This is a genomic window from Nocardia sp. NPDC051832 (assembly GCF_040681285.1).
Taxonomy (GTDB): Bacteria; Actinomycetota; Actinomycetes; order Mycobacteriales; family Mycobacteriaceae; genus Nocardia.
The window spans coordinates 1,442,441-1,454,755 of sequence record NZ_JBFAYL010000002.1; the positions used below are offsets into that span (position 1 = coordinate 1,442,441).

The 12,315-nt window shown below is 68.8% G+C and carries 12 protein-coding genes; 3 read left to right on the plus strand and 9 right to left on the minus strand.

The annotated features are described in order from the left end of the window. Positions 1-110 precede the first annotated feature (110 nt). A complete protein-coding gene (locus AB0M14_RS16580) occupies positions 111-605 on the minus strand; it encodes a MarR family transcriptional regulator (protein WP_364995064.1) in 495 nt (164 codons plus the stop codon). Positions 606-715: 110 nt separating this feature from the next. On the opposite strand from AB0M14_RS16580, the gene AB0M14_RS16585 reads away from it, so the two are divergent. Beyond that, positions 716-1,351, plus strand: coding sequence for an NAD(P)H-binding protein (locus tag AB0M14_RS16585; protein WP_364995067.1), 636 nt, complete (start codon positions 716-718; stop codon positions 1,349-1,351). A gap of 142 nt (positions 1,352-1,493) precedes the next feature. Here AB0M14_RS16585 and AB0M14_RS16590 read toward each other — a convergent pair whose 3' ends face one another. After that, positions 1,494-2,336, minus strand: a complete 843-nt coding sequence (locus tag AB0M14_RS16590; RefSeq protein ID WP_364995069.1) for an oxygenase MpaB family protein — start codon at positions 2,334-2,336, stop codon at positions 1,494-1,496. 179 nt (positions 2,337-2,515) lie between these two features. Here AB0M14_RS16590 and AB0M14_RS16595 point away from each other — a divergent pair, with 179 nt between their 5' ends. Then, positions 2,516-3,445, plus strand: a complete 930-nt coding sequence (locus AB0M14_RS16595) for a TIGR03621 family F420-dependent LLM class oxidoreductase (protein ID WP_364995072.1) — start codon at positions 2,516-2,518, stop codon at positions 3,443-3,445. Positions 3,446-3,603: 158 nt separating this feature from the next. Next, a complete protein-coding gene (locus tag AB0M14_RS16600; protein WP_364995074.1) occupies positions 3,604-3,882 on the plus strand; it encodes a YggT family protein in 279 nt (92 codons plus the stop codon). Positions 3,883-3,886: 4 nt separating this feature from the next. Here the strand turns inward: AB0M14_RS16600 and AB0M14_RS16605 are convergent, their stop codons facing one another. The 7 genes from AB0M14_RS16605 to AB0M14_RS16635 form a co-directional block, all read right to left on the minus strand. Next, entirely contained in the window at positions 3,887-6,037 is a 2,151-nt protein-coding gene (locus tag AB0M14_RS16605; protein ID WP_364995076.1) for an MMPL family transporter, read from the minus strand. A 130-nt stretch (positions 6,038-6,167) separates the two neighbouring features. Beyond that, positions 6,168-7,343, minus strand: a complete 1,176-nt coding sequence (locus AB0M14_RS16610; RefSeq protein ID WP_364995078.1) for a peptide synthetase — start codon at positions 7,341-7,343, stop codon at positions 6,168-6,170. After that, the gene (locus AB0M14_RS16615; RefSeq protein ID WP_364995080.1) at positions 7,340-8,383 is read right to left on the minus strand and encodes an NAD-dependent epimerase/dehydratase family protein; all 1,044 of its coding nucleotides are present in this window, start codon (positions 8,381-8,383) and stop codon (positions 7,340-7,342) included. Before AB0M14_RS16615 ends, AB0M14_RS16610 begins: the two co-directional genes overlap by 4 nt. 4 nt (positions 8,384-8,387) lie before the next feature. Further along, complete coding sequence (locus AB0M14_RS16620) at positions 8,388-8,684, minus strand: hypothetical protein (protein ID WP_364995083.1); 297 nt, start codon at positions 8,682-8,684, stop codon at positions 8,388-8,390. Next, positions 8,681-10,348 (minus strand): fatty acid CoA ligase family protein, encoded by a 1,668-nt coding sequence (locus AB0M14_RS16625; protein ID WP_364995085.1) that lies wholly within the window; start codon positions 10,346-10,348, stop codon positions 8,681-8,683. The genes AB0M14_RS16620 and AB0M14_RS16625 overlap by 4 nt, the downstream gene beginning before the upstream one ends. Next, complete coding sequence (locus tag AB0M14_RS16630; RefSeq protein ID WP_364995088.1) at positions 10,345-11,235, minus strand: hypothetical protein; 891 nt, start codon at positions 11,233-11,235, stop codon at positions 10,345-10,347. The genes AB0M14_RS16625 and AB0M14_RS16630 overlap by 4 nt, the downstream gene beginning before the upstream one ends. Before the next feature lie 8 nt (positions 11,236-11,243). Continuing rightward, positions 11,244-12,293, minus strand: a complete 1,050-nt coding sequence (locus AB0M14_RS16635; protein ID WP_364995090.1) for a 3-oxoacyl-[acyl-carrier-protein] synthase III C-terminal domain-containing protein — start codon at positions 12,291-12,293, stop codon at positions 11,244-11,246. Positions 12,294-12,315 lie beyond the last annotated feature (22 nt).

Below are 12,315 nucleotides of genomic sequence, written 5' to 3' on the forward strand. Positions count from 1 at the left end.
GTCGTCCTGATGTGTCCTGCTTTGGCATCACGCGACCCTGCGCCATGTCGGGCCACGTTCGGCGCTGGGGCTGCAGGCAGCGGTGGGGATTGGCCTGTGGCGGTGGGGGATTAGGGGGTGTCGCCGAAGGATTCGAGTAAGGCGCGGAGGGTGGCGGCCAGGCGGGTTCGTTGAGCTGGGGTCAGGGTGGAGAGGAGGCGCTCTTCGGTGGCCAGGTGATCTGGTAGGGCCTTGTCGATGAGGGCCCGGCCCTCGTCGGTGAGGGTGACCTGGATGCCGCGGCCGTCGGATGCGCTGCGGGAGCGGGTGACGAGGCCGCGTTCCTCCAGGCGGTCCAGGCGCTGAGTGATCGCGCCCGAGGTGACCATCGCCGAACGCATGAGCTCGGTCGGGGTGAGGCAGTGCGGCTGGTCGCTGCGGCGCAGGGTCGCGAGGACGTCGAAGGACGCGGCGTCCAGGCCGTGTGCGGCAAAGGTTTTGCGCAGTTCCGCACCGGTGAACTGGCTGAGCCTGCTCAGCCGGCCCAGCACGGCCATCGGCGAGACGTCCAGGTCCGGACGTTGGGTCTGCCACTGGGCGAGCACCCGGTCGACATGATCGGTCACGTCAGCAGCCTAACGAATACCTCACCGGTGAGCTATCTCATAGCGGGATTTTTCTTAGCCCTAAACTATGTTCCTTAGAGCTAAGTAACCATGCTCGGAGAGGAAAGATCATGCGCATCACGGTGTTCGGAGCAGCAGGCGCGGTCGGCAGTCGAGTCGTCGCCGAAGCATTGACCCGCGGACACGAAATCACCGCCGTCGTCCGCGATCCCGCCCGCGCCGCCGCGGTGCCCGCGGGCGCACAACTCGCCGTCGGCGACGCCTCCGTGCCCGCCGACGTCGAAAGGCTGAGCGCCGGAGCCGATCTCGTGATCACCGCGACCCGTCCCCCCGCTGGATCGGAATCCGCCCTGGTGGATGTCACCACCGCCCTCCTGCGAGCCCTGGCCGGCTCGCCCACCCGCTTGCTGGTCGTCGGTGGCGCCGCCACCCTCACCGTTCCCGGCGGCGCCACCCTGCACGAAACCCCCGATTTCCCAGCCCAATTGCGCGGCATCGCCCAAGCCTGCTCCGACCAGCTCGACCTGATCCGATCCGCCACCCACACCAACTGGACCTACCTGAGCCCGCCCGCCGACCTCGTCCCCGGCCACCGCACCGGCACCTACCGCCTCGGCCGCGACGAACTCCTCACCAACGCCGCCGGAATCTCGACAATCTCCATGGAAGACTTCGCCGTCGCCCTCCTCGACGAAGCAGAACGCCCCGCCCACCACCGAACCCGCTTCACAGTCGCGGCGGCCTGACAAACCCAACCCCCTGGCAACACCCGCCCAGCATCTCGCCGGGCCGCACCGCAATACCAGCCACCTCGCCCTGGTGGTCGCACGTCGACTCGCGACTGCACACACGTCAACTCGTGTGTGCAGTCGCCGTTCGCTCTGTGGGTCAAGCCGCTGGGTGGTAGCGGTCGGCGCGGGTGCCCGCGCCGACGACCCGAAGGGCGGTGCGCAGGCCCCAGTGGTTGAGGCGGTGGGGGACTATGCGGGTGCCGTGGGTGAGGGCGGTGGCCATGGCGGTGAAGGTGGCGTTGTCGGCGAGGGTCCAGGGGATGGCGAACCGGTCGCGGACCATTTCGGGGAGGCAGCCGAAAGTGATGACGCGCAGGGGCGGGGACAGTACGAGCCCGGCGGCTCGGCCCAGCCGGTCCGGGGCCATCGGCACCATGTTGACGCGGCCGCCGCCGTGCTGCGCGATGTGCAGGGCGCGGGCCGCGGACGGTGTCAGTTCCAGGTCTTCGGCGCAGATCTGACGGAATTTCGTCTGGAAGGCAACATAATTCGGCGGCACCGGGCGGGTGCTCACGCCGTAGCGCTCGTACCAGTCGACGGTTTCGCCGTAGAGGCGTTCCTGCTCGGCGGTGGTCAGCGTTTCCGGGTGGAAGAACTGGACGGACCGGAAGATCTCCCAGGTGAAGGTGGCGTGTGCCCACCAGAAGGTCTCGGGTTGCAGGGCGTGGTATCGACGCCCGCGGGTGTCGGCGCCGCCGATGCCGCGGTGCAGGTCGCGGATGCCGCGGGCGCGGGCGGCACCGTCGGGGGCGAGGATCGTCGCCCAGATCTGCGGGACCGAGCGGGTGATCCGCTCGAAGGGTTCGTTGAAGAAGTCCGAATGTTCCTCGACGCCGGCGCCGAGCGACGGATACATCAGCTGCATGACGCCCGCGGCCGTGCCGGGGATCAGGGAGCGCACATCGGCGGCATACCGCCGCAGCAGGGAATCGGAGTTCATCGCCGAAGCCTTTCGCGAACCACACTGTTCCCCTTCAAGGTAAAGCGACTGAGATAGTGAGACAACAACTGTCTCGGACTTGTTGGCGACTCGTTAGCCGGTCGCGCTTCGCCCAGAGCAGAACACCGGTCGCCGTGTCCTCCGGCGAACTACCGTGTGCCGCAACGGAAGGAGCTCCCATGACGGTTGCGGTGACGTTCTCGATCCAGGGCAATCTCGCCGGGGTCGAGTCCTGGACGGAGTTCGCGCAGGACTGCGAACGGGACGGTTTCGACACACTGCTGCTGCCCGACCACCCCGGCGCGTGTGCCGCGCCGTTCGTGTCGCTGGCCGCCGCGGCGGCGGTGACGCGGCGAATTCGCTTGGGCACCAACGTGATCAACGGCGGCCTGTGGGAGCCGCTGCCACTGGCGGTGGAGGCGGCGACGCTGGATCTGCTGTCGGCGGGCCGGGTCGATCTGGGTGTCGGCGCGGGTCACAATCCGTTCGAGTGGAGCATGCAGGGCGCCGACCGTCCGGCGCCCGCGGCCCGGATCGCGCGCATGATCGAGCTCACCGAGCTCACCCGCAGGCTGCTGGCGGGGGAGACGGTGTCGGCGGCGGGCGAGCATTTCACGCTGCGGGAGGCACTGCTCGACACCCCGCGCCCGCTGCAGCAGCGGATCCCGCTGCGCGTGGGCGGCAACAATCCCCAGCTGCTGCGCTACGCCGCCGCCCACGCCGACATCATCGATTTCACCGGGCTCGGCCGCACGCTGGCCGACGGTCGTGACCATGAAACTCGCTGGGGCCGAACGCAAATCGACCAGCAGGTGGACCTCGTTCGCCAGGCCGCCGACGCGGCGGGCCACGCCCCGGAATTCGAGGTGCTCGTCCAGCATCTGGAAGTCACCGACGACGCGGAAGCGGCCGCCGACACCTTGGCCGCGGAAGTCACCGGCGCCACGGGACAGGACTTGCTCAACGCCCCCTATGTCCTGATCGGCACCCTGGCGGACCTGCGCACCGAGATCCTCGACCATCAGAAGCGCTGGGGCTTCGGGAGATTCGTCGTCCGGGGCGCGCATCGAGCGGAGGCGGCCCGCCTGCTGGCCACGCTGCGCGGGTGAAATAACGGCCTTCCAATACCGGGATCCAGCCAGGTCACTGCTTATGGTGATGGTGGAGTGCAGAACCAACCGTCGGCGCGGCGGCCGGAACTTTCGGACTGGTCAGCCGCGTTGAAGCCGGTAAGACGCCATCGCGGCGATCACTAAGGAGTGCACCAATGGCCGCTCTCGGTACCCTGCTCGGTGTCCTGACCACCGTGTTCATCGTCCTGCTCATCGCCAGGATGGTGCTGGACTGGGTCATGATCCTGGCCGACCGGCCGCAGTGGGCCGAAAAGCCCCGCCAGCTGGTCACCACCCTGACCGAGCCCGTCCTCGCGCCGGTCCGCAAGGTGATCCCGCCGATCCGGTTCGGCGGTACGGGCATCGACCTGGCGTTCACCGTGGTGTTCATCGTCGCGCTGATCCTGCGCGCCTTCTTCTTCAGCTGGGGCTGAGGCCTCAGGCCTTGACCTCGGCCGCCGCCGCGCGGCCGGGGTCGGCGGCCGTTTCGACCACCGTCACCGCGTGCCCGCGCCGCCGGAACGGCAGCCACCAGTTCGCCGGGCCCATCAGCTGCACCAGCGCCGGAACCAGCAGCATCCGCACCAGCGTCGCGTCGAGGACCAGCGCGGTGATCATCCCGATGCCGATGAACCGCATCGGCGTCAGCGGCGAGAGCGTGAACGCGCCGGTCACGAACACCAGCAGCACCGCGGCCGCGGTGATCACCCGAGCCGTCTTGATGGTGCCGATCCGCACCGATTCGGCGGTGTTCGCACCGGCCTGATGCGCCTCCGACATCCGCGACAGCAGGAACACCTCGTAGTCGGTGGACAACCCGAAGATCACGGCGATGATCAGCACCATCATGCCCGCGTCGATCGGGCCGGGCGCGACGCCGAGGACACCGCCCAGATGACCCTGGTTGAAGATCCAGGTCAGCACGCCGAAGGTGGCGGCCAGACTCAGGAACGCCATCGCGACGGCCTTGAGCGGCAACACGATCGATCGGAACGCGAGCAGCAGCAACAGCACCGTCGCCAGCACCATCGTGGCGATCATGAACGGCATCCGGGACATGATGGCGTCGATGCCGTCGCGCGCCGCGCCGGTGTCACCGCCGACCTGGATCGTGGTGCCCGCGGGCGGGGCGACCTCGCGCATGGCCCGCACGGTGTCCTGGGCGGCCGGGCTGCGGTCGCCCGCCTCCAGGAAGGCGTGCAGCACCACGAAATCCCCGGTGCGGCCGACCTGCACCACCGAGCCGACACCCGGGACCGCGTCCAGATCGCGGACGGCGGCGGCGAGCTGGGCGGACTGCGGGACCGCGCCGTCCACGCCCTGCAGCACCGCGGTCGCGCCGGTCTTGGCCGCCGGGAACACCGCGCTGAGTTCGTCGACGGTCTGGCGCATGGCGTTGTCGGCGGGCAACGCGCGATGATCGATCTCGCCGAGCCGGATATCGAGCACCGGCGCGGCCAGCAGCAGCAGGATCGCGCCGACCACCAGGGCGACCGTCCCGGGTTTGCGCAGCACCGCGTCGACCACCCGGCCCCAGAACTGCTCCGTCCGGTCCTGCCGGGCAAGCTTCTTGGCCTTGGCCCGTCCGATGCGCTTGCCGAACAGCGCGAGCAGCGCCGGCAGCACGGTGAGCGACAGCAGCGCCGCCAGCGCGACCGCGGCGATGGCCCCGAAGCCCAGCGAGCGCAGTACCGCTTGCGGGTAGACGAACATGCCCGCGAACGCGCAGATCAGCAGCAGCGCGGAGAAGGCGACGGTGCGGCCCGCGGTGGCGCAGGTGCGCTGGATCGCGGCGGGCACGTCCCGGCCCTCGCCGATCTCCTCCCGGAACCGGTTGACCAGGAACAACCCGTAGTCGATGGCCATGCCGAGCCCGAGCAGCGAGGCGATGTTCACCGCGAACGTGCTCACCTCGGTGAATTCGGTGAGCACCCGGATCGCGCCCATCGAACCGGCGACCGCGAGCAACCCGACCACCACCGGCAGCGACGCCGCGACCATACCGCCGAACACCAGCACCAGGATCAGCAGCGTGATCGGCAGCGAAATAGATTCCGCGACAACGATATCGCGCTGCGACTGGGTGGTGATCTCGGTGGACACCGCGCTGTAGCCCGACATTCGGGTCTGCACGCCCGGAACCTGTAGCGCCGCTTCGAGTTCCGGATACGCGGCCAGGCGGGCCTGCTCGTCACCCGCGGTGAACACCACCGCGATCGCCTGCTTGCCGTCGGCCGAGCGCAGGAGGGGCCGCTGCGGCGGCATACTGTGCCAATAGCTTTCGATCGGCTTGGCCAGCAGCGTCGGCTCGACCCGATCCAGCCGCGCCCGCACCTCAGGGCCGATATCGTCGACCGTCTTGCCCTCGGGTGCGGTGTACAGCGCGATCAGGTCGGCGTTCTGCGGTCCGAAATGTGCGCTGACGAGCCGATCGACCTGTGACGATTCGCTGTGCGGATCGGTGAATCCGCCGGCGCTGAGGTTCTTCGAGCCGCCCGCGCCGTAGATCCCGAACAATCCGATACCGGCGACGACCAGCGCCAGCACCAGCTTGGGGTGCGCGATGACCAGCCGTGCCCAGGCGGTCATCGGGCGCTGCCCGCGCGGGTGGGTCGGATGTCGGACGCGATAGGGGTGCTCACGGGTGCCTCTGCTGCGGTCTGGCGGAATCGATCTCGCTTGATTCTGTCCGGGCTGCGGTCTGGTCTTGGACAGGGGGTCAGTCGTTTGCGGAAAACTCCTGTTCGAGGGTCTGCACGATCCGGTCCAGCAGGGCTTCCAGGCGGCTTTCGAGGCCGACGCCGTTGCGGGCCGACACCGTCAGCTCGGTGCGTCCGTCGAACTCCATCAACCCGAACAGCAATGGCATCGCGACGCTGTGCTGCGGCAGGGTGTAGATGGCGGTCGGTTCGAATCCGGGGACGGCGAGTTCGTCGCGGGTGAAGCGGCCCATGTGGGAGACGGTCGCCGAGGCCAGATTCCGCCCGTAGTCCGCGCCCAGCCGGTTGAGCGAACGCAGCAGCGCGTGGTTGGCGGGGTCGGGGATCAGGGTGAGTTTGGCGGCGGCCATCTGGTTCAGTTCCCGGCGCTCGATCAGGCCGGACTTGATCTGTTCCTTCACGGCCGTCCACGGGGCCCCGGGCTCGATATCGAGGAACAGCGGCAGCGCCAGGTTGGCGGTGGAGCGCAGCTCGGGGTCGTGGCGGCGCAAGTCGACCGGCATCATGATGCGCGACTTACCGGCGGTCTGCGCGGCCAGCAGCGCCGAGACCCGGGCGACCGCGCCGGCACCAGTGGCGTGGATGGTGCGGCGGCGCAACAGGTGTCGCGGGGCGCGAGGTTCCTGACGGCCGTGGCCGAGCGCGGTGCGGAAGATCGGCAGCATCGCGGCCGGGCGGCCCGGCGCGCCGACGCGGCGCACCAGTTCGGCGTCGGCGATCGGGTCGGGCAGCTCGGCCGGAGCTTCGCCGCGCAGAACCCGCAGCACGCTGGTGGCGAACAGGACCATCCCCATGCCGTCCATGACGCCGTGGAAGACCCGGAACACCAGCGTCACCGGCGCTCCGGTGACCAGGAGCACCTCGACGGTGGAGTCCGGGTTCGGGCCGATCGGGCTGGTCAGCACCGGATCCGCTTCGATCTTCGGATATTCGAGAGTGTGCCCGGCAACCACCCGGACGGTCGGCGCGATCCCGCTGTCGATCCACTCCTTACCGCGCCGGACCAGCCGGGCGCCCGGGCAGGCCTGCGCGGCGATCTTGACCGCCTGCTGGAGCTGTTCGGCATCGATCGCGCCCTCGCCCGAGATCACCAGCTGCATGAGGAACGGCGGCGCCAGCTCGCGCATCGGGAAGTACATGCGCTCGGTCGGCGAGATCGCCCGGCGGAAGGTCATCGCACATCCTTGGTGAGAGTTGTTACGCCACCCTGGGTTTCGAGCCAGGCGAGGAAACTCGCCAGGCCGGTTTCGCGGTCCACGATCGGCCGATAGCCGAAATCGCGGGTGGCGGCGCCGGTGTCGTAGGTGGCGCTGCGGGTCATCAGCGCGACCGCGTAGCGCGACAGCGGCGGCGACCAGCGGGTCGCGACGAACGGTATGCGCCAGACGGTTTCGATCGCGGTGACGATCGCGCCGAGCACGCGCGGATTCGGCTGCCGGGTCGGCGGCTGGTACCCCAGCCGGGTCGCGACCTCCCCGAGGAAGCGCCACACGTTGGTCCGCTCGGCGTCGGCGACGAAATAGGCCTTGCCGCCCACCGCATTCGAGCTCGCCGCCCGCACGGCGGCCTCGACGATGTTGTCGACATGGCAGAGCGAGGCGTAGATGTCGCGGCCGTAGGACAGATCCGGCAGCTTGCCGGCGGCCGTGCGGCTGAGCAGGCGCACGATCGGCCCCGATCGGTCGCCCGCACCCCAGATCGCCCGTGGGCGCAGCGCGCAGGCGCTGAATTCCGGTGTGTTCGCGGCCAATACGGCGCGTTCGGCGGCGGCTTTAGTTTCGGAGTACAGGTTCAGATAGCGCCGCGGGTACGGTACCGACTCGTCGACGTCGAGCTGGTCGCCGCCGTCGTAGTCCATCAGCGCGCTGGGACTGGAGATGAACACGAACCGCGCCGCGCCGTTGCGCCGCGCCGATTCCAGCAGGCGCTCGGTGGCGGTGACGTTCTCGGCCCAGAACTGTGCGCGGGTGCCGCGCTCGTCGACCCGGGCGGCGCTGTGGAACACCACATCGATGCCGCTGGTCGCCGCGATCAGCGAATCGGGGTCGGCGAGGTCGCCGTACACGAGCCGCACCTGCTCGCGGGCCGCGCCCAGATCGGCCAGATCGCTGGTGCGCCGCACCAGAATCGAGACCTCGTGCTCGCCGTCGGCGACGAGCCGGCGCACCAGCGCGCCGCCCAGGAATCCGGACGCGCCGGTCACCAGTACCTTCATCGTCTTACTCCTCTGTCCCGCAGCAGGATTCGCAGTCCGCGGCCGAATCCTGGGTACGCCAATAGGTCAGGCCGAAGATCTGGGTCAGGACCGCGGTCTTCACCGGGTCCTGACCGGGGGTGGCCCGCAACGCCGCCGGGATCTGAGCGGCGTGTACGACGATGCTCAGGAACGCGTCGATCCACCAGATCGCCCGCAGCGCACGGCTCTTCGGTGCGCGACCGGCGAGCGCGGCGAGCAGGCCGCCGATCAGGTAGATCCAGCCGAGCACCGGGATTGCTTGGAGCGCACTTGTTTTCACAGCGCACGCACCTGCTTGGCAGCCCAGACCGCGAGCTGTTCGCGGCCGATCTTGGCGTTGTGCCGGATGTCGACGGGGAATCCGGGATGCACCAGGAAGTGCTCGATCGTCTTGGTGAGCTCGAATGCCGTGGCCCGGGCCAGCAATGCGCTGATGGTCGCGCCCCGATCCGCGCCCGCGGCGAGCTCCACGCACAGCACCGGACGCTGGGTCCCGGCGGCTCCGATGCCGACCAGCGCGGTCCGGGAGACACCGGGCAGACTGTTGAAGATCTGCTCGACCTGCACCGTGAACATCGGCCCGTCGGCCGTCTCCAGCCGCTGACTCTTACGCCCGCAGAACCAGATCCGGCCCTGGTCATCGATCCAGGCGAGGTCGCCGGTGCGGTGCCAGGTCACCGCGCCGTCGGCGATCTTGCCCGCGATATTGGCCTGCTCCGGCCAGTAGTAGTGCGTGCTGACGTTCGGGCCGGACACGACCAGTTCGCCGATGCCGCGCGAGTGCTCCAGGCGCCCCGCCAGGGCGCGCGCCTCCGGCCAGGTGGCGATCGGCTCGTCGGTGATGGCGATCAGCCGGGCCTCGATCCGGTCGGAGGGCCGCCCGATGCAGGTGCCCTCGCCCTGGTGCGCCCGCTCGACGAGACCGTCGAGCAGTTCCCGCGATTCGATGGTCGACATCGGCAGCGCCTCGGTCGAGCCGTAACCGGCGAACACCTGCGCGTCCGGGCGCAACACCGCGCGCAAGCCCGCGATACACCAAGCCGGCACCGGCGCACCGCCGGAAAAGATGCTGCCCAGACTGCGCAATCCCGCGGGGTTGGCTTCCAGATGCCGCAGCAGCGGAATCAATACGGCGGGGGAGGCGAACATGGTGCGCACCTCGAACCGCTCGATCGCGTCCACCACGTGCGCGGGATCGGTGGAGCCGACCTTGCTCGGAATCAAAGGCGGTAGCACGCACCGGGATCCGAGCAGCAGATCGAGAATCCCGACCAGCGGCAAGGTGATCAGCGAAGTGTCCGGCGCGACCTCGCCGCGCGCGGTGTGCACCTGCTCCACCATGGCGGCGAGGTTGCCGTGGGTCAGTTCCACGGCCTTGGCCGGACCCGTACTGCCCGTGGTGAATCCGATGACGAGCACGTCCGCCGGGTCGGCCGGGACCCGCTCGGGCAGCGCACCCGTCGGCGTGCGACCCCAGCTCGCCAGCGTCGGCCCGCCCCAGAACCAGCGCTTGCCGACGGTGACCACGGTCCGGACCCGCCGGAAACTGCGGGGGAACAGCACCCGTAGCGCGTGCGCGGGCGGAATCCCGATGAACGCCTCGGCTTCGACCGCGCGCAGGCAGTGCACCATCCGGCGCACCCCCATGCCGGGATCGATGACCACCGGCACGGCGCCGATCTTCAACAGCGCGAACAGGATCGCGTACAGCTCGGGGCTGGGCAGCACCAGCACGATGGTGCGGGTGCCGCTGCCGACGCCGGAGGCGGTCAGCTGTTCGGCGATCGTGTCCGACCAGTCGTCGAGCTCGCGGTAGCTGAGCGTGCGGTAGACAGGCAGCCCGTCGGGTGCGGTTCCGTCGGGGTAGATCACCGCGGGTCGAGCCGGTTCCGCGCGCGCGAACGCGCGGAACCGGTCGATAGCCTGCCAATAGGTGGCGGTCATGCCGCCAGCCGGTAGAGCACGGCGGCAGCCGAAGGCCCGGCGCCGGCCGCCACGAACAGCACCTGGCTGAATCCGCCCAGCGTATCCCCGGCCACCGCACGGTCGTAGGCCAGCGGCAGCGCCGCGGTGTGCGGATCACCGTCGGACAGATCCGGTGTGCGCACCGAATCCTGGTCGATGCCCAGGGCGTCGGCGAGCAGCTTCGGGAACTCCGGCGACGGCGTGGAGGCGATCAGCGCGATCCCGGACAGGTCCTGACCGGCCAGCGCCGCCTGTGCCGCCTGTACGGCCACCTCGAGCAGGCGGTCGGTGAAATCCGGGACCCGCTCGATCGTCATCAGTGATCGGCCGACGGTGCCCATGGTGGCGGTGTCGACGTAGGCCTCGCCGGCGGGGCCGCCCGGCCCGGTCGCGGTGTGCACCGGTCCGAAGCCCTCGTGATCATCGGTGCGCTCCAGCAGCAGCGCGGCGCCTGCGGTGGCGTAGGGGAACTCGTCGTCCGCGGCGAACCGCTCCAGCGACGGATGGGTGTCACCCGAGACGATCAGTACGTGCTCGACGCCACCGGCCGCCAGCGTCGCGGTGGCGACCTGCACCGCGTTCAGCACGCCGACCGCGCCGTTCATCAGGTCGAACGAGAACGTCCGCGGGTCATCCTTGGAGTGGTAGTCCAGGCCGATCCCGGCGGCCTTCTGGATCAGCGCCGAGACGGCCGGTTCCACGGTATTGGAATCGCGGAACACGCCCGCGTTGATCAGCACGCCGACCTGTTCGGGCCCGATTCCGGCCCGCTCCAGGCTGATTCGCGCGGCGTGACCGCTGTGCTCGACGATGCTGTTGGTGCTGCCGCCCCGGCTGGTTCCGGTGGCTTTGATACGGATGCCCATGTCTGACCTCAGACCTTCAGCGACGAGATGGTGGTGGACAGGAAGCCGGCGACGACGCCGGAGGCCGCGGGGACCATCAGCACCTTCGAACCCGCGTCGATGTTCTGCTCGCCGAGCTGATCGTGCAGCACGATGAAATGCGAAGTGGTGGAGGTGTTTCCGTACTTATGGATGACATTGAGATCCGGTGGAATGGCAGCGCCGAACTCCCGCGCCGCGATCGCGTTGGCGTAAGGCACGGCCGCCGCGCCGAATTGGTGGTGGATGATGTAGTCGAACGCCTCGTCGGCGAAGGTGGAGTCGCGCTGCTCCAGGAAGGAGCGTTGCGCGTCCGGCCACAGCATGAACCGCGCCTCGTTGTGCATCTTGCGGTTGTCGGTGTAGAGCGCCACGCCGGGCGTCTTGTCGCTGGGCATGCCCAGACACAGGTGCGAATGCTCGGACGCGGTGAGCAGTTCGATGTAGTGGATCTTGTCGGCGTCGTCGACGGCCTCGTCGAGCACTACCGCGCAGCCCGAATCGCCCACCGACAACGACGCGAATTGCAGATCGTATTTCTCCGAAATCTCCTCGACCGCCGTTTCGGCGATCGGAGTAATGGCCTCACCGCTGACCACGAGACCATTGCGGACCGCGCCGGAGCGGATCATCCGGTCCAGAATGTAGGTGCCGGTGAGCATTCCGGCGCAGGCATTGGAAACGTCGAAGGTAATGGCTTTTGTGGCGCCGAGCTGCTTTCCGATGAAAGACGCGAAGGACGGCTCCATGTACATCCGGGTCGCGTCTTTGCTGCGCGTGATCGAGGTGGAGATGATCACGTCCAGTTCCGCCGCACCGTAGCGCGACCTGGACAAACAGTCGTCCGCGGCCTTCAGTGCGAGCGTGAGGGAATCCTCGTAGGACTCCGGCCGGGTGTCGTGCACGCGGCGTTCCTTGATTCCGGTGATCTTTTCCAGATCGAAGGCGGGCGGCTCTTTCAGCCGCGCGATCAGATCGTCGGTGGAGACGATATTCGAAGGCAGATAGGCGCCGATGGATTCGAATCGAGAATGCGACACGGAGGCTCCTGGAATTCGCTGA

Bases quoted from the DNA above. Each gene is read 5' to 3' on its own strand.
- AB0M14_RS16605 (WP_364995076.1), bottom strand. From the start codon at position 6,037: ATGACCGCCTGGGCACGGCTGGTCATCGCGCACCCCAAGCTGGTGCTG.
- AB0M14_RS16595 (WP_364995072.1), top strand. From the start codon at position 2,516: ATGACGGTTGCGGTGACGTTCTCGATCCAGGGCAATCTCGCCGGGGTC.
- AB0M14_RS16585 (WP_364995067.1), top strand. From the start codon at position 716: ATGCGCATCACGGTGTTCGGAGCAGCAGGCGCGGTCGGCAGTCGAGTC.
- AB0M14_RS16590 (WP_364995069.1), bottom strand. From the start codon at position 2,336: ATGAACTCCGATTCCCTGCTGCGGCGGTATGCCGCCGATGTGCGCTCC.
- AB0M14_RS16615 (WP_364995080.1), bottom strand. From the start codon at position 8,383: ATGAAGGTACTGGTGACCGGCGCGTCCGGATTCCTGGGCGGCGCGCTG.
- AB0M14_RS16625 (WP_364995085.1), bottom strand. From the start codon at position 10,348: ATGACCGCCACCTATTGGCAGGCTATCGACCGGTTCCGCGCGTTCGCG.
- AB0M14_RS16600 (WP_364995074.1), top strand. From the start codon at position 3,604: ATGGCCGCTCTCGGTACCCTGCTCGGTGTCCTGACCACCGTGTTCATC.
- AB0M14_RS16610 (WP_364995078.1), bottom strand. From the start codon at position 7,343: ATGACCTTCCGCCGGGCGATCTCGCCGACCGAGCGCATGTACTTCCCG.
- AB0M14_RS16630 (WP_364995088.1), bottom strand. From the start codon at position 11,235: ATGGGCATCCGTATCAAAGCCACCGGAACCAGCCGGGGCGGCAGCACC.